We start from the raw sequence: 21,468 nt of genomic DNA, 5'->3' as shown, positions 1-21,468 counted from the left end.
AGTGGGCCGCGCGCGGGGGGCGTGTGCGGCCGGTGGCCGGGGCGGGCAAGTGGGGTGCGATGCGCCGTGCTGCGGGGCGGAGGGGGTACGAAGCGCCCCGGTTCCGGTAGAACGTTCCGCATGATCTACCACGTGGTTCCCCTGGACGACTGGCTGGTCGCGCCCGACCGTCCGTACGCCCCGCGCTCGCTCGCCGAGGACGGATTCGTGCACTGCTCGCCCGACGAGGCCACGACGCTGGCCGTGGCCACGGCACGCTTCCGGTACGCCGTCGGCCCGCTGATGGTGCTGCTCATCGACGAGGGGAAGCTCGACGTGATGGTGCGCTGGGAGGCCGCCGACCCCGCGCCACCGCCCGGCGTGCCGGCCACGACCCGGTTCCCGCACGTGTACGGGCACGTCAACCGGACCGCGGTGGCCGGGATGATGGAGGTCAAGCGGGACGAGGAGGGGCGCGCGGTGTCGCTCGGGCCCTGGTCGTGACCGGGGCCGGCCACGCCGGGCGCGGGCCGGCTGGCCCGCCCGCGCCGCGCACGGGCCCCGGGCCGTGCGGCGTGGTTAGAGGTCCACCTCGCGCATGAGCATCCCGACCTCGGTGTTGGTCAGCCGGCGCAGCCAGCCCGACTTCTGGTCGCCGAGCGGGATCGGGCCGAAGTTCGTGCGGACCAGCTTCTCGACCGGGAACCCGGCCTCGGCGAGCATGCGGCGCACGATGTGCTTGCGGCCCTCGTGCAGCGTGACCTCGACCAGGTAGTTCTTGCCGACGTTCTCGACGACCTTGAAGTGGTCGGCGCGGGCGTACCCGTCCTCCAGCTCGATGCCGTTCTTGAGCTGCTTGCCGAGGTCGCGCGGGATGGGGCCCTGGATCGCGGCGAGGTAGGTCTTCTTCACGCCGTACCGGGGGTGGGTGAGGCGGTGCGCCAGCTCGCCGTGGTTGGTGAGCAGGATGATGCCCTCGGTCTCCGTGTCGAGGCGCCCGACGTGGAAGAGCCGGGTCTCGCGGTTGGTGACGTAGTCGCCGAGGCACTGGCGGCCGTCCGGGTCCTCCATGGTGGAGACGACGCCGGCGGGCTTGTTGAGGGCGAAGAACAGGTACGACTGGGTGGCGACGGTCAGGCCGTCCACCTTGATCTCGTCCTTCTCGGGGTCGACGCGCAGCCCCTGCTCGGTGACGATCTGCCCGTTCACCTCGACCCTGGCCTGGTCGATCAGCTCCTCGCAGGCGCGCCGCGAGCCCATGCCGGCCCGGGCGAGGACCTTCTGCAGCCGCTCGCCGTCCTGGTCGCCGAAGGTCTTGGGCAGGTTGAGCTTCGGCTTGTCGTGCCGGGCCCGGTTGCGCTCCTCGATCTGGGCGTCCAGCTCGCGCGGGCGGGCCGGGACGGAGCGCCCTCGGCTGCCGCCGGGCCGCCCGGCCGCGCCACCGCGACCGCCCGCCGGGGCGCCACCACGGCCACCGGCCGGGGCGCCACCGCGACCGCCGGCCGGGGCGCCACCGCGACCGCCGGCCGCCGGGCCGCCGCGGCCACCCGCCTTCGGGCCGCCCTTGCCACCGCCGCCGCCGACGCCGCCCGGCCGGTTCGCGCCCGACTGCCCCGTGCTGCCGACGTCGTAGCGGCGCTCCTCGGGCCGGGGCGTGCCCGAGCGCCGTGGCTTGTCGTCACGCCTGCCGCCACCCCCGCTCCGAGGGTTCCGGTTGCCGCCGCTGTTCCTGTCACTGCTTCGCATCAAGGTTCCGTTGTCGAGTGGGCCGTCGTGGTGTCTGCGTCGTCCGGTGCGTCCGGGTCGAACGAGGGGACCCCCTCAAGCGAGTCCGCCTCGACGGCGTCCACCTCCGGCAGGAACGGTGCCAGCTCGGGCAACTCGTCCAGGCCCCGCAGGCCCATCCGCTCCAGAAAGTAGTTCGTCGTCCTGTACAGGATCGCACCTGTTTCGGGTTCCGTGCCCGCCTCCTCCACCAGACCGCGCTGCAGGAGGGTCCGCATCACGCCGTCGCAGTTCACTCCGCGTACGGCGGAGACACGCGAACGGCTGACCGGTTGACGGTACGCGACGACGGCCAACGTCTCCAACGCGGCCTGGGTGAGCCTGGCCTGCTGGCCGTCGAGCACGAACCCCTCGACGGCCGCTGCGTACTCGGGCCGGGTGTAGAACCGCCAGCCCCCCGCCACCAGGCGCAGCTCGAAGCCGCGCCCCTGGCGGGTGTACTCGTCGGCCAGCTCCCGTACCGCGTCGGCCACCGCGCGCCGGGGCCGGCCGAGCACCTTGGCCAGGTGTTCCTCGGTGGCCGGCTCGTCGACCACCATCAGCACGGCCTCCAACGCGGGCCGCAACGCGAGCCCGGCCACCCCCTCCGCGGCGCCGGCGCCGTCGGGTTCCGCCTCTCCCCCGGCGTCCCTGGCGTCTCCGTCGTCCCTGGCGTCCCCGGCGTCTCCGGCGTTGTCGGCGTCGGCAGGGGCGGCGGGGTCGGCGTCGGCGGGATCAGTGGGCTCGGTGGGGTCGGCCGCGTACGGCGCGTCCAGGTCGGCCACCCGTGCCGCGTCCGGACCCTGGGTGGGGTACGCCTCGGCCGGGTCCGTACCGCCCGGCGCCCGCGCCGCGCGGTCGGCAGGCTCCCGTGACGCCTGCCGCTCCGGTGCCTCGTCCCGCTCGGTCATCGCCGCGCCTCCCACTCGCTACCTGGTCCGGGCCCTCCCGGCTGCTGGTCGGCCGCGCCCGGGTCGGCCGGCCCCGCCGCGCTCGTACCGGCTGCCGCGTTCGTGCCGGTCGGCCGCTCGTCCGCCGCCCCGCCCGGGTCCGGCTCCGCGGTACGGGGCGCCGGCTCGGGGTCGGCGGCCGGTGGCGCGGGCGTGGCCGACTCGCGCTCGCCCGGCTGTTGGTCGAACTCGTCGGTGACGCGCGGCCGTTCCCCCTCCGCGCCGGTCCAGCGGACGAGCAGCGCGCCGAGCGCCTCCTCCTGGTCCAGCGTGATGACGCGCTCCCGGTACAGCTCGAGGAGGGCGAGGAAGCGGGCCACGACGGTGAGGGTGTCGGGGGCGTCGGCGGTCAGGGTCTGGAAGTCGGTCGCGCCGAGCTGGCGCAGCCGGGCGATCACGACCTCGGCCTGTTCCCTGACGCTGACCAGCGGCGCGTGGATGTGGTCGACGTACACCTGCGGCTTGGCCTTGGGCTGCATCGCCTTCACGGCCAGCTTCGCGAAGCCGTCCGCTCCTATCCGGATCACCACCTCCGGCAGCAACTCGGCGTGGTGCGCCTCCAGGCCGACGGTGCGCGGGTAGCGGCGGGCCTCGCCGTCCAGCCGTTCCTGGAAGATGTCGGCGATCCGCTTGTAGGCCCGGTACTGGAGCAGCCGAGCGAACAGCAGGTCCCTGGCTTCCAGGAGGGCCAGGTCGGCCTCGTCCTCGACCTCGGCCGACGGCAGCAGCCGGGCCGCCTTCAGGTCGAGCAGGGTCGCGGCCACCACCAGGAACTCCGTCGTCTGGTCGAGGTCCCAGTCCGGTCCCATGGCGCGGATGTGTGCCATGAACTCGTCGGTGACCTGCGAGAGCGCCACCTCGGTGACGTCCATCTTGTGCTTGGAGATGAGCTGGAGCAGCAGGTCGAAGGGGCCCTCGAAGTTGGCGAGGCGGACCGTGAACCGGCCGTCGTCGACGGGTGGCTCCCCGGCCCCGTCCGCCGCCTTGACGGCCTCCGCTTCGGGTTCCGCGCCCGGCGGTACGTTGCCCGGCGATACGTCGTCCAGAGGTAGGTCACCCGGAGGTACGGCCTCGTCGCCGGGCGCCGCCGGAAGCGTGTCGGGAGCGGGCCGCGGTGCGTCGGCGCCGGGCGGCTGGGGTGGGGCGTCCCCGTGCGGGGCCTGGGCGGCGCCGTCAGCGCCCGCGCGCGGCTCCGTGGCCCCCGCGTGGCCGGCCTGCTCCTGCGCGGCCTCCCGCGGCGACTCAGCGGGTTCGGCGGACGCGGCAGGTGAGGTGGATGCGGCAGGAGCGAGAGGCTCCGGGGTGCCGGCGGGTTCGACGGGCTCAGGGCGCGCGGCGGTCCCGGCGGTCGCGGTGCCGGGGGGCGGTGGGGTGCTGCCCTGGTGCGTGCCCGGGCCCCGGCCGAGGCCGCGGCGCGGGGTGCGCGGCGGCGGGGCCGGGGCGGGGTCGTCGTTCGTGGGCATGGGGGTCCAAGGTGCGGGGGCGGGCGAAAGGCCCGTACGAGCGGGCAGGTTACCGCCGCCACCCTGCGATGTGCGGGATCTCCGCGCCGGTCAGCGACCGCGCAGCCGGCGCACGAGAATGCTCGCGTCGCCGCGCGACTCCAGGTCGGCGAGGACGACGGCGACCGCTTCGCGGACGATGCGCCCGCGGTCCACGGCCAGGCCGTGCTCACCGCGCAGCACCAGGCGCGCGTGTTCGAGGTCCATCAGCTCCTCGGCGGAGACGTAGACCGTGATCTTCTCGTCGTGGCGCTCCCGGCCGCTGGGCCGGCGGCCGGCGGCCCGGCCGCGGCGACGCGTCTGCGCGGGCGGGGTCGGGCCCTCCTGGGCCTGACGCCCCTTGGGCCGCTCCTGCGCGGCCGACGCGCGGCGCTCGCCCGGCTGCTCCGGTCCGCTCTCGTGCCCGTCCCGGCCCTCGTGGCCGGCGCCGGCCCGCTCGTCGGCCTCGGCCGCGCGCCGTGCCGCCTCGGCGTCCCCCTCGGACGCCGGGGCCGGCACGCGGGCCCGGCCGTCGGCGGGCAGCGCCCGCTCCTCGCCGCCCGCCTGGCGGCGCGGAGAGGACGCCTGGAGGGCGGTGCCTCCGGTGGTACGGAACAGCTCGTCGGCTCCGGGCAGACTCACTCGGCGGGACACCGGGCGAGCACCTCCCTGGCAAGCTGGCGATAGGCGGCGGCACCGACGGAGTTGGACGCGTACGTGGTGATCGGCTCGCCGGCCACCGTCGTCTCCGGGAAGCGCACGGTGCGGCCGATGACCGTGTGGTAGACGTGGTCGTCGAACGCCTCGACGACGCGCGCGAGCACCTCACGGCTGTGCACCGTGCGGGAGTCGTACATCGTGGCGAGGATGCCGTCCAGCTCCAGGTCGGGGTTGAGCCGCTCCTGGACCTTCTCGATGGTCTCGGTGAGCAGCGCCACACCGCGCAGCGCGAAGAACTCGCACTCCAGCGGCACGATGACCTTGTGCGCGGCGGTGAGCGCGTTCACCGTCAACAGGCCGAGCGAGGGCTGGCAGTCGATGACGATGTAGTCGTAGTCGGCCAGCAGGGGCTTGAGCGCGCGCTGGAGCGTGGACTCGCGGGCCACCTCGCTGACCAACTGCACCTCGGCCGCCGACAGGTCGATGTTGCTCGGCAGCAGGTCCATGTTGGGCACGGCCGTCTTGAGCAGCACCTCGTCGGCCGACATGCCCCGCTCCATGAGCAGGTTGTAGACCGTGAGGTCGAGCTCCATCGGGTTCACGCCGAGGCCGACCGACAGGGCGCCCTGCGGGTCGAAGTCCACCAGCAGCACGCGGCGGCCGTACTCGGCGAGCGCGGCACCCAGGTTGATGGTCGAGGTGGTCTTGCCCACCCCGCCCTTCTGGTTGCACATCGCGATGATCTTCGCGGGGCCGTGCTCGGTGAGCGGTCCCGGAATGGGGAAGTACGGCAGCGGGCGCCCGGTGGGGCCGATGCGCTCGCGACGCTGACGGGCCGCGTCGGGCGCGAGGGTGGCCGCGTACTCGGGATCGGGCTCGTACTCGGCGTCGGGGTCGTAGAAGCGCCCCTCGGGCATTGCGTCGTAGTCGGCGAAGGTCGCGGGGTCGGTCCCGCCCTGCTCGCCGGCCATGGCGTTCACGTGTTGGCCGTCCATGCTCTGGTGGGCTCTCGTCATGCTCTGGTGGGCAGCGAAGGTGTGGACAGCGACGGAGCCGACAGCCGGTTGCCCCGAGGGACTCTGGCCCCGCGCACCCATTCCTGGTTGACCACCCCCGGGAGAAAATGTCGACTCAACCACAAGTCGTCCTACCTCCTTGGTGACCAGGAAATTTCTCGATTGGTCAGCGTGACACCATGCCGACGATTGGCGACTCTATGGCGTGTCGGCGGTTCGCAGCAACACAATCCACCGGACCCGGCTCGATGTGTCGGCAAGGGAACACCCGGATGTCAAGGGTGGGAGGCGCCTCGCGTCGAGGATTCCCAGCCGCCCATAGCGGCTGAAAAGTTACGTTCAAGGCGAGTTGACACGGCACCGGATCGCGCGGTTCCCCGGGCGCGTCGCACGCACCCGTGGCCGGGCCTCGCCACACGGCAAGACCCGGCCACGGATTCGGTGTTGCGTTCCTCGGCGTCGATCTAGCCGAGCAGGGCGCTCAGTTCGACGGTGGCCAGGCCGTGCGCCTCGCCGACGGGGCCGTAAACGACCTGGCCGTCATGGGTGTTGAGGCCCTTGGCGAGCGCGGGGTCGCGCCGCAGCGCCTCGCGCCAGCCGCGGTTCGCCAGCTCCACGATGTAGGGCAGCGTGGCGTTGGTGAGGGCGTGGGTGGAGGTGTTGGGCACCGCGCCGGGCATGTTGGCGACGCAGTAGAACACCGAGTTGTGGACCGGGAAGGTCGGCTCGGCGTGCGTGGTCGGGTGCGAGTCCTCGAAGCAGCCGCCCTGGTCGATCGCAATGTCGACAAGTACACTTCCGGGCTTCATCCGGGACACCAGCTCGTTGGTGACGAGCTTCGGGGCCTTGGCGCCGGGGATCAGGACGGCACCGATCACCAGGTCGGCGTCGAGGACCGCGCGCTCCAGCTCGTACGCGTTGGAGGTGATGGTCTGCACCTTGGTGCCGAAGACCTTGTCCGCCTCGCGCAGCTTGTTGATGTCCTTGTCGAGGAGCGTGACGTGGAAGCCCATGCCGACCGCGATCTGCGTGGCGTTCCAGCCGGAGACGCCGCCGCCGATGACGACGGCCTTGCCGGCCTGCACGCCGGGGACGCCGCCGGGCAGCACGCCGCGGCCACCGGCCGAGCGCATCAGGTGGTAGGCGCCGACCTGCGGGGCGATCCGTCCGGCGACCTCGGACATCGGCGCGAGCAGCGGAAGCTGGCGGCCCGCGGTCTCCACGGTCTCGTACGCGATGGCGGTGGTGCCGGACTCCAGGAGGGCGTCCGTGCACTCACGGGAGGCGGCCAGGTGGAGGTAGGTGAAGAGGGTCTGGTCCTTGCGGAGGCGGTGGTACTCCTCCGCGATCGGCTCCTTGACCTTGAGCAGCAGGTCGGCCGTGGCCCACACCTCGTCCGCGGTGCCGAGGATGGTCGCACCGGCGCCGGTGTACTCCTCGTCCGCGATCGAGGAGCCGAGGCCGGCACCCTGCTCGATGAAGACCTGGTGGCCATGGCGCACGAGCTCGTGCACGCCAGCGGGGGTGATGGCCACCCGGAACTCGTTGTTCTTGACCTCGCGGGGGATGCCGACCTTCACGTCGATCACGGTCCTTGATTCTGGGATTTTCCGGACAATATCGGCAATGCATGTGCATACCGGAAACGACCGTGGCGGTCGCGGTAATCCCAGTCTAATGAAGGATGTCGCGCTGTCTAGCCTTGCATTGCATCAATCTTGCCGGGGAGTGCTGCTGGTTTCGCAGGTCGAGTCCGGCTTGCCCCTATGGACCGGCTCTCCAGCACCCTCCGCTTCGGCCTCCGGTACGGCTTCAGCGGTCGCCGGTACCCTGCGCGGATTTCGCGGCCCGAGCAGCCGGCCGGCCTCCCGCCGGTGCAACTCCGCGGCCGGCTGGTCGCCGAGCCGCTGCAGGGCGTCCGCGAGCCGCAGCCGCACCGCCGCGAGCGCCCGCGCGTCCCCCGCCTCCCGCGCGTGCTCCAACGCCTCCTGACAGGTACGCAGCGCCTCGCGCGGCCGGCCCGCGAACTCCCACACCCGCGCCACCTCGGCCAACGCCCGCGCGTAACCGGCCTGGTCGCCGAGCCTGCGTCGCGCCGCGGCCGAGGCCCGCCAGCCGCGCAACCCCTCGCTCCAGCGGCCGGCGCACGCGTGCACCGTGCCAAGGCGCCCGTAGAGCCGCGCCTGGTCGGCCAGCTCGCGCCGGGTCAGGCGCAGTTCGAGGGCGCGCCGGTACCAGTCGGCGGCCCGGTCCCAGTCGCCCAGCTCGTGGTAGGTGGCACCGATGGACTCCAGGGCGCGGCCGATGGAGTACGGGTCGTCGGCCACCCGCGCGGCCTTGAGGGCGCCCCGGTAGCGGGCGAGCGCCGCGTCCGCGCGCTGGGCCCGCGCGTCGAGGTCGCCGAGGTTCAACAGCGCCGCCGCCCGCTCCAACGGCAGGTCCCTGCGCGTGGCGACGTCGAGCAGTAACCCGTGCAGTTCGTAGAGCTCCGGCGCCGCGCCGCCGGCGCCGCGGTGCGCGGCCAGCGCGTGCGTCAGCGCCGACAGCAGCCGCCTGGCCAGCGTGTCCAGGCCGCCGTCGCCGGCCGCGAGGCGGGCGGCGGCCAGCAGCGCGGGCTGGCGCGAGCGCAGCCACCGGGCGGCCTCGGCCCGGTCGGGGAAGCGCAGCGCCGCGGGGAGTTCGGCGCTCTGCTGCTCCTTGGCCTCGCCGTCCGGCGCCGCGGCCAGGTGCGCCGAGTGCAACAACCGTACGGAGCGCTCCAGCATGCGCGCCCGGGCCAACTCGACCTCGGCGGCCCGTTCGTGCTCGTGCAGCAGCGCGGTCAGTCCGGGCATCAGGCAGCCGGGCACCTGGTAGCGGGGCGGCATCACGTCGCGCGCGCCGGTGCGGGCCGCGCCCTCGGGGGGCAGCGGGCGCAGCAGCCCGTGGGCCAGGAAGTCGGCCAGCGTCTCCTGGGCGCTGGGTACGGAGCAGCCGGCGAGCGCCGACGCGGTGTGGGCGTCGGCCCAGCCGCCGGGGGCCAGCGCGAGCAGCCGCAGCAGCCGGGCGGTCCGCGCCGGCAGCGACGCGTGCACCAGGCGCAGGGCGCGGGCCAGCGGGCGCCCCGAGTGCTCGGAGCCGGCCTCGGCCGACAGCTCCCGCAGCCGCGCGGCGGCGTCCGAGACCGAGGCCATGGGGCGGGCCGCGAGCCAGCCGCCGACCAGCGCGAGCACGGCGGGCTGCGCGCCGCACTCCTCGACGACGGTGCTGGCCGCCACCGGGTCGACGGTGATCCGCGTGGGCCCGGCGTACTGGGTGAGCAGCGCGATGGCGGCCTGCCCGTCCAGGCCGCCGACGGTGCACGGCCGCACGTCGGGCACCCCGGTCAGCGGGCCACGGCTGACCACCAGGACCAGGCAGTCGGGCGCGTCCGGCACCAGGGCGTCGACCTGTTCGGCGCTGTCCGCGTCGTCCAGGAGCAGCAGCGCGCGCCGCCCGGCGAGGGCGGCGCGCAGCGCCTCGGTCAGCTCGTCCTCGTCGGCGCCCGGCGGCGCGCCGACCCCGAGCGCGGTGAGCAGGTCGCGGGCGGCGCGGGCGACGGGCACCGGCTCGCCGTCGGGCGTGGTCAGCCCGGCGCGCAGCACCCCGCTCGGGTAGCGGTCGGCGACCTGCGCGATGAACGCCTCGGCGAGCGCCGTACGGCCGGAGCCCGGCCGGCCCGCGATGAGCAGCACCCGGCCGCGCGGGGCCTTGCGGCCGGCCAGCGTGTCCAGGCCGGCCCGGTCGATGTCGGCGCGCAGCGAGGCCAGCTCCTGCCGGCGTCCCGTGAACCCGCTGGGCAGCGCGGCCGGCCCGGGCCGGCCCGGGGCGCGGCTCGCGGACGCCGGCGCGGGTGCCTTCGCGGCGGGTGGCCGGGAGGCGGGCGGCGGGCTCGCGGGCTCGGCGGGTTCCGCGCCCGGGGCGCGCGCGGCCGTGCGCTCCGGCTCCGCTGTCGCCGCCGGCTCCGCCGCGGGCGCGTGCGGCGCGGCGGCGGGGTCAGGGTCGGGCCGCGGGGTTCGTATGTCGTCCCCCGGTAGCACCTCTGACTGCGGTGTCGCGAGCTCCTCCGGCGGGACGTCCCCCCGGGTGTCCACCGCCTGCTCCGCCACGGGCCACGCTCCTTATTCCCCGCCGTGCGCGGGGAGACCCAGTCCTGCGCATACGCCGGCCGCGGGCGCGGCCGGGCGAGACGAGCGTAGTTCACCGACCCCCGCGCGGCGGGCGGCCTCGGCGGGCCGCGTACGCCGAACGTCACCTGATCGGATCGGCGCCGGGCCGCGAGTCCTCGGGCAGCGACCGCGCGCTCCTGTCGGGCCGTCAGGCCGGCGCCGAGCGGGGCGCGTCGGGCGCGGCGCCGGTGCCGCTGGGCGGGGCGCCCGCCGTGGTGGGCGCCCCGCCCAGCGGCGGGGTTCAGCGCTGGGTGTCAGGCCCTCAACGGAAGGAACCGGCCACCAGTCGCGCGGCGACGTTGACGCGGTTCCAGGCGTTGATGGACGCGATGGCCATCACGAGGGCGGCGAGCACGTCCGGGGCGAAGTGGCCGGCGGCGGAGTCCCAGACGTCGTCGGGCACGCCCTCGGGGTTGTCCGCGATGCGCGTGACCGCCTCGGCGAGCGCCAGCGCGGCGCGTTCCCGGTCGGTGAAGAACGGCGCGTCCCGCCACGCGGCGACCGACCACAGCCGGTCGTTGGTCTCGCCCGCGTCGCTGGCCCGGTGTGCGTGCATGTCGACGCAGAGCGAACAGCCGTTGATCTGGCTGACTCGCAGGCGGACCAGTTCCAGGATGTCGTCGGGCGCGGGGCTGTCGCGCAGGAACTCCTCCATCGCGGCCAGGGCCTGGTAGCCAGGGCCGGCGAGCTTGTACACGTTCGCCATGCGAGGTTGCATCTCGGTGGGTCCTTTCGTTTCTGAACAAAAAATATTCAGGATCTTCGCCGCGAGGGCCGCGGCACGGCCTGACGCGGCTCAGCGCGCGGGTTGGGCCAGGCGGTTGCGCGCCGTCCGTGGCGCGTCAGGGTGCTTCTCCTCGACCGAGTCCCTGATGTCGGCGAGCGTCTGGGCGGCGAGTTCCCGGCGCCACGCCAACTCCGCCCGGCTCATCGCCTGGGAGACCAGGCAGTGCCTGCGGTAGTCGACGTCCGACCGCCCGCCGGGCCCGTCGCGCATGATCTGCTGGCACCGGAAGGCGTCTCGCCCGCCCTCGATCGCCACCACGACGTCCAGCAGCGTGATCTCCTCCGGCGCCCGCGCCAGTCGGAAGCCGCCGCGCGGCCCGGAGGTCGACGCGACGATGCCGGCGCGGGCCAGCGCCTGGAGCTGCCGGTTCAGATACGCCGGCGGCAGGTCGTAGAACGCCGCCAACTTCCGCGCCGTCACGGCCTGGTGCTCCGCCCAGGCGAGGTTGAGGCAACTGTGCAGGGCCCACTCGACGCCCTCGCTCATCTGCATACTCGACATTAAACATTCAGGATCTTCGGCAATCAACGCCGGGGAGGCGGCTGGTCCGACCACACCGGCCACCTCCCCGCGCCTCGACCGCCCGGCGCGCCTCGACCGCCCGGCCTCCCTACTCGGGCGAGGTGACGCGCGCGAGGGCGACACCGGCGATGATGAGCGCCAGCGCGGCCACCCGGCCGGCGCTCACCGGGTCCTTGTGCAGCGCGATACCGAGGGCGATGGCGCCGATGGCGCCGATCCCGGTGAACACCGCGTATGCCGTGCCCACCGGCAGGTCCCGCATCGCCAGCGACAGCAGGTAGACGGCGCCGGCGGCGAGGAGGAGGCAGACCAGGGTGGGCAACGGCCGGGTGAAGCCCGCCGTGGGCTTGATGCTCTGCGACCAGGCCACCTCCACGGCACCGGCGGCCAGCAGCAACAGCCAGCTCACAGCGTGCTCCCCAGCTTCCGGGCGGCGGCGAGCGCGGCTGCCCGGGAGTCGTCGTGCTGGGCGCGGCGGGCCGCCAGGGCGGGGTCGAGGCGGGAGTTGACCAGTTCGGTGCCGACGAAGGTGACGTCGTCGACGGCGTAGTGCCCCTGGATGAAGTCGCGCAGGTACCGCTCCTGGTGGTCGTACGGGTGGCGCGGGGTGCCGGGCCCGTACGCGCCGCCGCGGGCGTGGGCGACGACGAAGCGGCGGGGGGCCAGGGACATCTTCGGGAAGGTCACCTGGTCGATCCACGCCTTGAGGGCGGAGGGTATGGAGAAGTTGTACATCGGCGCGGCCATCAACACCACGTCCGCGGCGAGGAGTTCGGCCAGCAGCGGCTCGACGACGGCCCAGGTCGCGACCTGGGCCGGGGTGCGGACCGCCTCCCGGTACCGGCGCGGGTCAGTGATCCGGTGCTCCAGGAGGTGGTCGCACAGTTCGGTCCACGCCTCGTCGATGTGCGGGACGGGTTCGCGCGCGAGGTCGCGGTGGAGGTAGGTGCCGTCCGGGTGCGCCGCGCGCCAGGCGTCGGCGACGGCGTCGCCCAGTTCGCGGCTGAAGGAAGCGCGGCGCGCGCTCGCGTCGAGGTGCAGCAGGGTGGAGCTCATGAGGTGCCTCCCTGGAGTCAGGCGAAGCGGACACGGTGTCCGGTTGCGCGGTCGAAGACTAGCAACTGGACATGCCGTCCACTTATTCCGGAGAGGGTTCTAGGCTGACCCCGTGACCAAGGAACGCGCCGATGCCGCTCGCAATCGGGAAAAAGTGCTCGCCGCCGCGGCCGAGCTGTTCGCCGCGAAGGACCCGCGCACCGTCACGATGGAGGACATCGCACGGGCCGCCGGCGTCGGCCGGGGGACGCTGTACCGGCGGTACCCGGACGTCGCCTCCATCGCCACCGCGCTGCTGGACGAGCACGAGAAGGCCCTGCAACACGAGTTGCTCCAGGGCCCGCCGCCGCTGGGCCCGGGGGCGCCGCCGCGCGAACGGCTGGCCGCCTTCTACGCGGCCATGGTCGAACTCCTCGACCGCCACGTCCACCTGGCGCTCGGGGCCGAGACCGGCGCCAGGCGGTACGCCACCGGCGCCTACGGCTTCTGGCGCGCTCACGTCATGGCCCTGCTGCGCGCGGCCGGGGTGGCCGATCCGGACGCGCTGGCGGATGCCCTGCTGGCCCCGCTGGCGCCCGACGTCTTCGCCTACCAGCGCGAGCGCGGCGTCACGCCGGCGCGCCTGACCGCCGCGCTCGCCGAACTCGCCCGCGTCCTGGACCGCTGAGCGCCGGCACGCCGGCCAGCGGGCGAGGACCGGCCAGCGGGCTGAGGGTGCACGGGGACCAGTGGGGCCGGTGCGACCGGCGGTCGGCCGTGGGGCACGCGGACGGTGCTCGCCGAGGGCGCCGGTCTCCCCCGTCGGGATCTTTCGGGATCTCTCCACCGATCTGCCCGGTGACGGGCACCGGGCGGCCCGGGGCCGCCGTCAGGCGTCGAACGGGCGGGCCGGCCAGGGGGCGTCGGCCGGGCGCAGCGCGTCGAGGCCGTCGCCGGCCTTGGCGGCCAGCAGCGCGAGCACGCCCACCACCAGGCAGTTGTTGTGCAGTTCGCCGGCGAGGGCGCCACGGGCCAGCTCGGCGGCCGGAACGCGGGCGAACTCCATGTCGGCCTCCTCGGCGGAGACCTCGAAGCGCTCGCCTTCGGCGTCCGAGATCTGGCGTGCCAGGAAGATGCGTACGGACTCGTCGCAGCCGCCGGGCGTGGTGTAGACGTCGGTGAGCACACGCCAGTCCTCGGCCTTGACGTGCACCTCCTCGTACAGCTCGCGCTGGGCGGCGTGCAGCGGGTTCTCGCCCGGCACGTCGAGCAGGCCGGCCGGGATCTCCCAGAGCTTGTGGCGGACCGGGTGCCGGTACTGGCGCAGGACCAGCACGCGGTCCTCGTCGTCGAGGGCGAGGATGGCGACGGAGCCGGGGTGCACCTGGTAGTCGCGGGTCGCGGTGGACCCGTCGGGCATGACGACCTCGTCCGTGCGGACGCTGGTCTTGTTGCCGGTGAACGGCGTGCTGCTCGCCACGACCCGCCATTCCTCAGCGGTGTCCTTGATGCCCATCTGTGCGCCTTCCTGAGCGGTGTGGAGCTGCGCCGGTGCCGCGCGGCGCGAGCCCGCCGGGGCGGGCCGGCGGCCCGGGTACGACACCGGGGTACGCGCCGCTGAGCGGCCCGTACCCCGGCAACCGTATCGGTGCGGCGCGGCGTTACGACGCGCTGGTCCGCCCCTCGGTGCCGGCCTGCTCGCCCGCGGCGCGCTGGCGCGCGACGGCGGCCTTGACCAGGCCGGCGAAGAGCGGGTGCGGGCGGGTCGGGCGGGAGCGCAGCTCCGGGTGGGCCTGGGTGCCGACCAGGTACGGGTGGATCTCGCGCGGGTACTCGACGTACTCGACCAGCTTGTTGTCGGGCGAGGTGCCCGAGAAGACGACCCCGGCCTTCTTCTCCAGCTCGGCCCGGTAGGCGTTGTTGACCTCGTAGCGGTGGCGGTGCCGCTCCTCGACGTAGGGCTGGTCGGCGTAGACCTCGCGGACGATGGAGCCCTCGGCGAGCTTGGCCGGGTACATGCCGAGCCGCATGGTGCCGCCCATGTCGCCCTCGCCCGCCACGATGTCGAGCTGCTCGGCCATGGTGGAGATGACCGGGTCGGTGGCGGCCGGCTCGAACTCGGTGGAGTTGGCCCCGCCGATGCCCGCCAGGTTCCGCGCGGCCTCCACGACGATGCACTGCAGGCCCAGACACAGGCCGAGCAGCGGGATCCTGGCCTCGCGGGCGTACTGGATCGCGCCCACCTTGCCGTTGACGCCGCGCTCGCCGAAGCCGCCGGGGATGACGACCGCGTCCACGTCGCCCAGTTGCTCGTGGGCCCCGGCCTGCGTGGTGCAGTCGTCGGAGGTGACCCACTTGACCTTGACCCGCGCCTTGTTCGCGAAGCCGCCGGCGCGGATGGCCTCGGTCACCGACAGGTAGGCGTCGGGCAGGTCGATGTACTTGCCGACGAGGGCGACCGTCACCTCGTGGTCGGGGTTGTGCACCCGGTCGAGCAGGTCGTCCCAGGTGGTCCAGTCGACGTCGCGGAAGGGCAGGTCCAGCTTGCGCACGACGTAGGCGTCCAGGCCCTCGGTGTGCAGCACCTTGGGGATGTCGTAGATCGACTTGGCGTCGATCGCCGCCACCACGGCCGCCTCGTCCACGTCGCACATCAGCGAGATCTTGCGCTTGATCGCGGTGGGCACGTGCCGGTCGGCGCGCAGCACGATGGCGTCCGGCTGGATGCCGATGTTGCGCAGCGCCGCCACGGAGTGCTGGGTCGGCTTGGTCTTGAGCTCGCCGGAGGGGCCGATGTAGGGCAGCAGCGAGATGTGCACCACGAAGACGTTGTCCCGGCCGACCTCGTGCCGCACCTGGCGCACGGTCTCCAGGAACGGCAGCGACTCGATGTCGCCGACGGTGCCGCCGACCTCGGTGATCACCACGTCGACGTCGTCGGTGGCCATGCGCCGGATGCGGTGCTTGATCTCGTTGGTGATGTGCGGGATGACCTGGACGGTGTCGCCGAGGTACTCGCCGCGCCGCTCCTTGGCGATGACCTGCGAGTAGACCTGGCCGGTGGTGACGTTGGCCGAGCCGTCGAGGTCCACGTCGAGGAAGCGCTCGTAGTGACCGATGTCCAGGTCGGTCTCGGCGCCGTCGTTGGTGACGAAGACCTCACCGTGCTGGAACGGGTTCATCGTGCCGGGGTCGACGTTCAGGTACGGGTCGAGCTTCTGCATGGTGACCCGCAGGCCCCGCGCCTTCAGCAGCGCACCCAGACTGGAGGCCGTCAGCCCCTTGCCGAGGGAGGAGGCGACACCCCCGGTGACGAAGATGTGCTTGGTCGTCATGGATGTGGGTGGCAGTGCCAAGAGGGGGCTCCCGTGGGATCGCGAAGTGAGGTGCGTCCGACACCGTCCCGAAGTCGGGCGATGCCGTCGCTGCGGTCCGGGGTCACCCGAAATGTCGCTGGGGTGCCCACCGGTTTCCACGGGATACCAGGCTATCAGCGCGCCGGGGTCGCCGCTCCCGAAGGGACCGCCCCGGCTTCTGGAACAGACTGCCCGAGAAGTCGCTGACCTGCGCCGGAGCGTCGGACCTCGACACGGGGCGCACATGGTGCGCACACATCGTCCGCAGCCGCCCCTACCGCACCACCCGATCGGCGCACCAGGCCGCGGCCACCATGTGGGACTCTGCCCACGGATCAAGCTCGTGGGACGTATCCTGCACGGACGCACGCTGCGAGCCGACCGGTGTGGCACCAAACCCCGTTTGCCTCCGGAGTACCAGCTCGTCCAAGATCCAAAGCCGTAAGACCGCAAGACGCCCCGCGGGGCGAGGTGGCCGTTCGAATGGGGATGCACGTGGCCGGGCGCATCGAAGATTACGCACTCATTGGCGATATGCAGACCGCCGCCTTGATCAACAGGGATGGCAGCGCCGACTGGCTGTGTCTGCCCCGTTTCGACTCCCACGCCATCTTCGCGGGGCTGTTGGGCACCGAGGAACACGGCTTCTGGCGACTCGGTCCGGCCCACCCGGCCGAGACCGCCGCGCCGCACGCCGACCGGCGCCGTTACCGCGGTGACTCGCTGGTCCTGGAATCGGAGTGGGACACCCCGCGCGGCACCGTGCGGATCATCGACTTCATGCCGCCGCGCGACGGGGCGCCGCAGCTCATCCGCATCGTGGAGGGCGTCAGCGGACGCGTCCCCATGCGCTCGGAGCTGCGCATGCGCTTCTCGTACGGCCGGGTGGTGCCCTGGGTGCACAAGGTGGAGGGCCGCACGGTGGCCGTCGCCGGCCCGGACTCGGTGTGGCACGACACCAGCGCCGAGACGTACGGCAAGAACCTCACCACCTACTCGGACTTCACCGTCTCGCCCGGTGAGCGCATCGCCTTCACGATCAGTTGGGAGCCCTCGCACAAGGGCCAGCCCCCGCTGCCCGAGCCCGAGGCGTCCCTGGAGGCGACCGAGGACTTCTGGCGCGACTGGGTCGAGCACTGCACGTACCACGGCCCCTACCGGGACGCCGTGGTCCGCTCCCTGATCACGCTCAAGGCCCTGACGTACGCGCCCACGGGTGGCATCGTTGCCGCGCCCACCACCTCGCTGCCCGAGGAGGTCGGCGGCGTGCGCAACTGGGACTACCGCTTCACCTGGCTGCGCGACGCGGCCATCACCCTGTCCTCGCTGCTGCGCACCGGCTACCGCGACGAGGCCCGCGCCTGGCGCGAGTGGCTGCTGCGGGCGGTCGCCGGTGACCCGGAGAACCTCCAGATCATGTACGGCATCGCCGGCGAACGGGAGCTGGGCGAGACCGAGTTGGGATGGCTGCCGGGCTACGAGGGCTCGCAGCCGGTGCGGGTCGGCAACGGCGCGGCCGGTCAGCTCCAGCTCGACGTGTACGGCGAGGTCACCGAGGCACTGCACCTGGCGCACATGACCGGCCTGGCCCGCAACGACTACGCCAGCGTCCTCCAGCTCAAGCTGATCAGCTACCTGGAGAAGCACTGGTACGAGCCCGACGAGGGCATCTGGGAGGTGCGCGGGCCGCGTCGGCACTTCGTGCACTCCAAGGTGATGGCCTGGGTCGCGGTGGACCGCACCATCAAGCTCATCGAGGCCGGCGACGCGGACGGCCCGTTGGAGCGCTGGCGCGAGATGCGCGACGCCATCCACCGCGACGTGTGCGAGAAGGGTTACGACAAGGAACGCAACACCTTCACGCAGTCCTACGGCTCCAAGGAGCTGGACGCCTCACTCCTGCTCATCCCGCAGATGGGCTTCCTGCCCCCGGACGACAAGCGGGTCATCGGCACCATCGAGGCCATCCAGCGCGAACTGTCCACGCCGGACGGGTTCATCATGCGCTACCCGACCAGCAGCGGCGACGAGAACCTGGACGGCCTGCCCGGCGACGAGGGAGCCTTCCTGGCCTGCTCGTTCTGGATGGCCGACGACCTGGCCATGATCGGCCGGGTGGACGAGGCCCGCAGGCTCTTCGAGCGCCTGCTCGCCCTGCGCAACGACCTCGGGCTGCTCGCCGAGGAGTGGGACCCCAGGCTCCAACGCCAGGTGGGCAACTTCCCGCAGGCGTTCAGCCACGTGCCCCTCATCGACACGGCGCTTAGGCTCACCGCCTCCGGCGCCTACGGCGGCTGACCCCCGGCGCGGTGTCCGAGCCCGGCACCATCACCGTGGCACGGGCGCTTGAGCTGCCCGCGCTGCGCCGTGGCCTGCCGGAGATCCTGACCGCACCGGGCGAACTCCAGCGCCCGGTGCGCTGGGTGCACGCGGGCGAGACGCCGCGCATCGCCTCCCTGCTCAAGGGCGGCGAGCTGCTGCTGACCACCGGCATCGGACTGGGTAGCCGGGCGGCCGAACAGCGCGCGTACGTCCGCACGTTGGCCGAGCGCGGCATCGCGGCCCTCGTGGTGGAGCTGGGCTCGCGCTTCACCGCGCTGCCCGCCGCCGTCGTGGACACCGCCCGCTCGCTGGGGCTGCCGCTGGTCCAGCTCCACCGCGAGGTGCCGTTCGTGGCGGTCACCGAGGAGATCCACACCGAACTGGTCAACGCGCACTACGCACTGCTGCGCCAGGCCGACGAGGTGCACCGGCAGTGCACCGAGGTGCGGCTGCGCGGCGGCGGGGTACCGGAGATCCTGCGACTGTTCGCACGCTTCGCCGACAACCCGGTCTTCCTGGAGACCGCGGACGGCCGACTGCTGTACGCGGCGGGGCCCACCGGCCGGGCCGGGCTCGCCGACCCGCTGCAGATCTGGGACGGGCTGCGCGCCCGGCGCCCGGGAACCACCCAGGACGCGGCCCACACCCTGGAGACGCCGCAGCCACCCGCCGGCAGCGTGCTGGTCGAGGTGCCCGGCGGAGGCCCCGGGCCGGGCGCGGTGCGGGCCCGGCTCGTGGTGCTGCCCGCGGCGGGGCCGCTCGCGCCGGTGCACCGGATCGCGGCCGAGCGCACGGCCACGCTGCTGGCCCTGGTGCTGCTCCAGGCCCGACAGGAGGAGGAGTTGGCCGCGCGGGGCCGGGGCGACTTCCTCACCGACCTGGCCGAGGAGCGGATCGCGGCGGCCGACGCGCCCGCGCAGGCCCGGGTGTTGGGCTTCCGGCCGGGCGACGGGCCGCTGTTGCCGGTGGTGATGGCGCTGCCGACCGCCACGGCCCCGCTGGGCGGCGGCGACCACTGGGCGGCGCTCGCCGCGGCGCTGCGGGAGGAGTTGGCCGCGGTCGGCGTGCCGGCGCTGCTGGGCGTGCGCCTGCCGGAGGCGCGGGTGCCGCTGCTGGTCGGGCTGCGCGGGGCCGACGAGCGGGCGCCGGTCGCGGAGCGGGTGGCGGGCGCGCTACGGGCCGGCGTCGAGCGGGCCTGGCCCGAGCGGGCGCCGGCCCTCGGGCAGCGCGGGGCGCGCTCGGGGCCGCCGGTGGTCGTGGTGGGCCTGGTGGGCGGCTGGGAGGCGGTCGGGGCCGAGTTGCGGCACGCGGCGTCGGCGGCGAGCGCGGCGCGCGGGCTGCCGGACCGGCCGTGGCACGACGTGCGCGGCCTTGAGGTGGACCTGCTGCTGTGGCGCCTGCGTGAACACGGTGACCTCGCGGCCTTCGTGCACCGCATGATCGGCCCGCTCCTCGAACACGACCAGACGGCCAAGCCACCGCTGCTGCCGACGCTCATGGCGTACCTGGCCCACGCGGGGCGCAAGGCCGAGACGGCGCGCGCCCTGCACGTGAACCGGCAGACGCTCTACGACCGGCTGGCCCGGATCACCCGGCTGCTCGGCACCGACCTGGACGAACCGCGCACCGTGCTCGCCCTCAGCCTGGCCCTCCAGGCCCGCCGCCACCTGCCGTGACCCTGGCGGCACGGCGGCGGTCCGCCCGGCGGTGGGCGGGCGGCGACCGGCGCGGGCGGGGGTGCGCGGGGTTGGCCGTCCGGGCCGAGCGGGTCGGAACAGGGCGGAACAGGACGGGTGTCAGCGCATCAACCCGTCAACTCGTCGTAGACGCCCAGCACATGCGCGACCGCGTCGTCCTCGGTCGGCCACTGCGCGGCCTGCGCGCGCCCGGCCGCGGCCAGACGCTCGCGCCGGGCGGGGTCGGCGAGCAGCGCGAGCACCGTGCGGGCCAGCGCCTCGGGGTCGCCGTACGGGACGAGTTCCGCGCCGTCACCCACCAGGTCGGGCACGCCGCCGACGGCCGTCGCCACCAGCGGCACCCCGGCGTGCAGCGCCTCGTGGGCGAGGTGCGGGCGCGCGTCCCAACGGCTCGGCAGCACCGCCACGTCCGCCGCCGCCAGCAGTTCGGGCACGTCGTCGCGGCGGCCGAGCAGCCGCACCGGCAGCCCCTCGGCGTCGATCCGGCGCTGCAACCGGAGGCGCTCCGGGCCCTCGCCCGCGATGGCCAGCAGGGGCGGCGGGTCGTCCGAGCGCCAGGCCCAGACCGCGTCGAGCAGTACGTCGAACCCCTGCCGCTCCTCCAGGCGGCCGGCGGTGAACAGCAACGGCCGGTCGACGGCGCCGAGTTCGGCCCGCGCCTTGCGCTGCCGTGGGTCCTCCTCCCGGGGCACCGGTGGGGGCGGCGGCACCGCGACCGGCGCCAGCCTGGCGTCCCTGGCACCGCGCTGGCGCGCCAGGTCCACCAGGTCGGCCGAGGTGCCCAGGACGACGCGGGCGCCGCGCGCCACCCGCCGCTCGGCCAGGTACCGCAGGTGGGCGCGGGCGCCGTGGACCGGGGAGCGGGCGTGCCAGGTGACGACCAGCGGCGCGGTCCCGCCGCGACGGGCGAGCGAGGTCAGGAGGCCGGCGCCGGTGCCGTGCGCGTGCACGATCGCGGCGTCCGCGCACACGGTCCGCAGCGTGGTCAGCGTCGCGGCGCTGGCGCGCGGCTCCACGGGGACGAACCGCGCCCCGGTCGCCCGGAACCCGTAGGCCGCCTCGGAGCCGCCCGGCCCGCACACGGTCACCCGCAGGCCGCGCGCCACGAGCCCGGCCGCGAGCGAACGCACCTGCGCGCCGCTCTCGGACGCCCCGCTGCCGAGCACCTGGACCGCGTGCGTCACACCGGGTCCCGGCGCTGACGCCGTGGGGCTGCTCACGGTAGGGCTCACGCGGGCACTGCTCCTCGGTTGACGGCACGGCGGGGACGGCGCGGTGGGGTGCGGGCGGCTGGGGACGGGCAGGCGGGACAGGACGAGCGGGTCGGGCGGGAGTCGCTGGGGCCGGCGACCATTCGGCGCGGGGCCGGGGTGCCGGGGGTGACGGTGGGGGCGATTGAGGGTGATTTGGGCCGAGTGATGCGCGTAGCGTGGCGGCGTCACGGGGCGGGACGGACACGAGCGTGGGGGCAGGCGGGGCGGAACGGGGTGGGGCGGGGTGCGGCGGGCGGCATGCGCGGGTGACATGTGCCGCGCCCAGGATGCCAGCCGTGGCCGGCGCCGCGGCACCACTGTTTCCGCCTTTTTGCTCACACCCGCCGTCCGGTTGCCGGCGGATTCACTCACACGAGCGAGTCGGCGCGCCCGCGTCGGCGCCCCACGGGCCGGGGGGCGGCGCCCCTCGGCTGTCCTGTCGCTCCGCCCCCGAGCGCC

Annotated in this window: 18 protein-coding genes; 4 read left to right on the top strand and 14 right to left on the bottom strand. The window is 74.1% G+C overall.

Annotated elements, in window-relative coordinates:
* The first annotated feature begins 120 nt into the window (after positions 1 to 120).
* Positions 121 to 483 (top strand): DUF952 domain-containing protein, encoded by a 363-nt coding sequence (locus AC3CHW_RS28700; RefSeq protein WP_176160921.1) that lies wholly within the window; start codon positions 121 to 123, stop codon positions 481 to 483.
* Positions 484 to 558: 75 nt separating this feature from the next.
* Here AC3CHW_RS28700 and AC3CHW_RS28695 read toward each other — a convergent pair whose 3' ends face one another.
* The 11 genes from AC3CHW_RS28695 to AC3CHW_RS28645 all read right to left on the bottom strand — a co-directional run bounded on the left by AC3CHW_RS28695 (position 559) and on the right by AC3CHW_RS28645 (position 12,402).
* Positions 559 to 1,725 carry a pseudouridine synthase gene (locus AC3CHW_RS28695; RefSeq protein WP_488468363.1) on the bottom strand — a complete coding sequence of 389 codons (1,167 nt, stop codon included), beginning with the start codon at positions 1,723 to 1,725 and terminating at the stop codon, positions 559 to 561.
* The gene (gene scpB, locus AC3CHW_RS28690; protein WP_187061425.1) at positions 1,725 to 2,345 is read right to left on the bottom strand and encodes an SMC-Scp complex subunit ScpB; all 621 of its coding nucleotides are present in this window, start codon (positions 2,343 to 2,345) and stop codon (positions 1,725 to 1,727) included. The genes AC3CHW_RS28695 and scpB overlap by 1 nt, the downstream gene beginning before the upstream one ends.
* Before the next feature lie 305 nt (positions 2,346 to 2,650).
* On the bottom strand, positions 2,651 to 4,156 hold the full coding sequence (locus tag AC3CHW_RS28685; protein WP_488468362.1) for a segregation and condensation protein A: 1,506 nt from the start codon (positions 4,154 to 4,156) through the stop codon (positions 2,651 to 2,653).
* A gap of 90 nt (positions 4,157 to 4,246) precedes the next feature.
* Positions 4,247 to 4,828, bottom strand: a complete 582-nt coding sequence (locus tag AC3CHW_RS28680; protein WP_488468361.1) for a hypothetical protein — start codon at positions 4,826 to 4,828, stop codon at positions 4,247 to 4,249.
* Positions 4,813 to 5,931 (bottom strand): ParA family protein, encoded by a 1,119-nt coding sequence (locus tag AC3CHW_RS28675; protein WP_359328495.1) that lies wholly within the window; start codon positions 5,929 to 5,931, stop codon positions 4,813 to 4,815. The genes AC3CHW_RS28680 and AC3CHW_RS28675 overlap by 16 nt, the downstream gene beginning before the upstream one ends.
* A gap of 383 nt (positions 5,932 to 6,314) precedes the next feature.
* Positions 6,315 to 7,430, bottom strand: coding sequence for an alanine dehydrogenase (gene ald / locus AC3CHW_RS28670; protein ID WP_217197545.1), 1,116 nt, complete (start codon positions 7,428 to 7,430; stop codon positions 6,315 to 6,317).
* Between the two features lie 132 nt (positions 7,431 to 7,562).
* Positions 7,563 to 9,671, bottom strand: coding sequence for a tetratricopeptide repeat protein (locus AC3CHW_RS28665; protein WP_488471199.1), 2,109 nt, complete (start codon positions 9,669 to 9,671; stop codon positions 7,563 to 7,565).
* Between the two features lie 628 nt (positions 9,672 to 10,299).
* On the bottom strand, positions 10,300 to 10,755 hold the full coding sequence (locus tag AC3CHW_RS28660) for a carboxymuconolactone decarboxylase family protein (RefSeq protein ID WP_488468360.1): 456 nt from the start codon (positions 10,753 to 10,755) through the stop codon (positions 10,300 to 10,302).
* Positions 10,756 to 10,833: 78 nt separating this feature from the next.
* Positions 10,834 to 11,316: an RrF2 family transcriptional regulator gene (locus AC3CHW_RS28655; RefSeq protein WP_398609947.1), complete on the bottom strand. Its 483-nt coding sequence runs from the start codon at positions 11,314 to 11,316 to the stop codon at positions 10,834 to 10,836.
* A 118-nt stretch (positions 11,317 to 11,434) separates the two neighbouring features.
* On the bottom strand, positions 11,435 to 11,755 hold the full coding sequence (locus AC3CHW_RS28650; RefSeq protein ID WP_398609946.1) for a DMT family transporter: 321 nt from the start codon (positions 11,753 to 11,755) through the stop codon (positions 11,435 to 11,437).
* Positions 11,752 to 12,402 (bottom strand): FMN-dependent NADH-azoreductase, encoded by a 651-nt coding sequence (locus AC3CHW_RS28645; RefSeq protein ID WP_488468359.1) that lies wholly within the window; start codon positions 12,400 to 12,402, stop codon positions 11,752 to 11,754. The genes AC3CHW_RS28650 and AC3CHW_RS28645 overlap by 4 nt, the downstream gene beginning before the upstream one ends.
* A 112-nt stretch (positions 12,403 to 12,514) precedes the next feature.
* Between AC3CHW_RS28645 and AC3CHW_RS28640 the strand changes: the two genes are divergently transcribed.
* Entirely contained in the window at positions 12,515 to 13,069 is a 555-nt protein-coding gene (locus AC3CHW_RS28640; RefSeq protein WP_277322922.1) for a TetR/AcrR family transcriptional regulator, read from the top strand.
* Between the two features lie 201 nt (positions 13,070 to 13,270).
* On the opposite strand, the gene AC3CHW_RS28635 is transcribed toward AC3CHW_RS28640, so the two are convergent.
* Together AC3CHW_RS28635 and pyrG are read right to left on the bottom strand one after the other, a co-directional pair.
* Entirely contained in the window at positions 13,271 to 13,897 is a 627-nt protein-coding gene (locus AC3CHW_RS28635; RefSeq protein WP_176160930.1) for an NUDIX domain-containing protein, read from the bottom strand.
* 145 nt (positions 13,898 to 14,042) lie between these two features.
* Positions 14,043 to 15,716, bottom strand: a complete 1,674-nt coding sequence (pyrG, locus tag AC3CHW_RS28630; RefSeq protein ID WP_488468358.1) for a CTP synthase — start codon at positions 15,714 to 15,716, stop codon at positions 14,043 to 14,045.
* Between the two features lie 516 nt (positions 15,717 to 16,232).
* On the opposite strand from pyrG, the gene AC3CHW_RS28625 reads away from it, so the two are divergent.
* Both AC3CHW_RS28625 and AC3CHW_RS28620 read left to right on the top strand, forming a co-directional pair.
* Positions 16,233 to 18,035, top strand: a complete 1,803-nt coding sequence (locus AC3CHW_RS28625; protein ID WP_398610080.1) for a glycoside hydrolase family 15 protein — start codon at positions 16,233 to 16,235, stop codon at positions 18,033 to 18,035.
* Between the two features lie 11 nt (positions 18,036 to 18,046).
* Entirely contained in the window at positions 18,047 to 19,735 is a 1,689-nt protein-coding gene (locus AC3CHW_RS28620; RefSeq protein ID WP_488468357.1) for a PucR family transcriptional regulator ligand-binding domain-containing protein, read from the top strand.
* A gap of 128 nt (positions 19,736 to 19,863) precedes the next feature.
* On the opposite strand, the gene AC3CHW_RS28615 is transcribed toward AC3CHW_RS28620, so the two are convergent.
* Complete coding sequence (locus AC3CHW_RS28615) at positions 19,864 to 20,988, bottom strand: glycosyltransferase family 4 protein (protein ID WP_488468356.1); 1,125 nt, start codon at positions 20,986 to 20,988, stop codon at positions 19,864 to 19,866.
* Positions 20,989 to 21,468: the final 480 nt, after the last annotated feature.

It is taken from the genome of Streptomyces sp. MGP-BFMKR1, from assembly GCF_057766585.1.
This window is presented reverse-complemented; position numbering and strand designations above follow the sequence as displayed.

Excerpts from the sequence above, each read along its gene's own strand:
- AC3CHW_RS28675 (WP_359328495.1), bottom strand. The coding sequence starts at position 5,931 with ATGGGTGCGCGGGGCCAGAGTCCCTCGGGGCAACCGGCTGTCGGCTCC.
- AC3CHW_RS28695 (WP_488468363.1), bottom strand. The coding sequence starts at position 1,725 with ATGCGAAGCAGTGACAGGAACAGCGGCGGCAACCGGAACCCTCGGAGC.
- AC3CHW_RS28635 (WP_176160930.1), bottom strand. The coding sequence starts at position 13,897 with ATGGGCATCAAGGACACCGCTGAGGAATGGCGGGTCGTGGCGAGCAGC.
- pyrG (WP_488468358.1), bottom strand. The coding sequence starts at position 15,716 with ATGACGACCAAGCACATCTTCGTCACCGGGGGTGTCGCCTCCTCCCTC.
- AC3CHW_RS28645 (WP_488468359.1), bottom strand. The coding sequence starts at position 12,402 with ATGAGCTCCACCCTGCTGCACCTCGACGCGAGCGCGCGCCGCGCTTCC.
- AC3CHW_RS28655 (WP_398609947.1), bottom strand. The coding sequence starts at position 11,316 with ATGCAGATGAGCGAGGGCGTCGAGTGGGCCCTGCACAGTTGCCTCAAC.
- AC3CHW_RS28660 (WP_488468360.1), bottom strand. The coding sequence starts at position 10,755 with ATGCAACCTCGCATGGCGAACGTGTACAAGCTCGCCGGCCCTGGCTAC.
- AC3CHW_RS28700 (WP_176160921.1), top strand. The coding sequence starts at position 121 with ATGATCTACCACGTGGTTCCCCTGGACGACTGGCTGGTCGCGCCCGAC.
- AC3CHW_RS28685 (WP_488468362.1), bottom strand. The coding sequence starts at position 4,156 with ATGCCCACGAACGACGACCCCGCCCCGGCCCCGCCGCCGCGCACCCCG.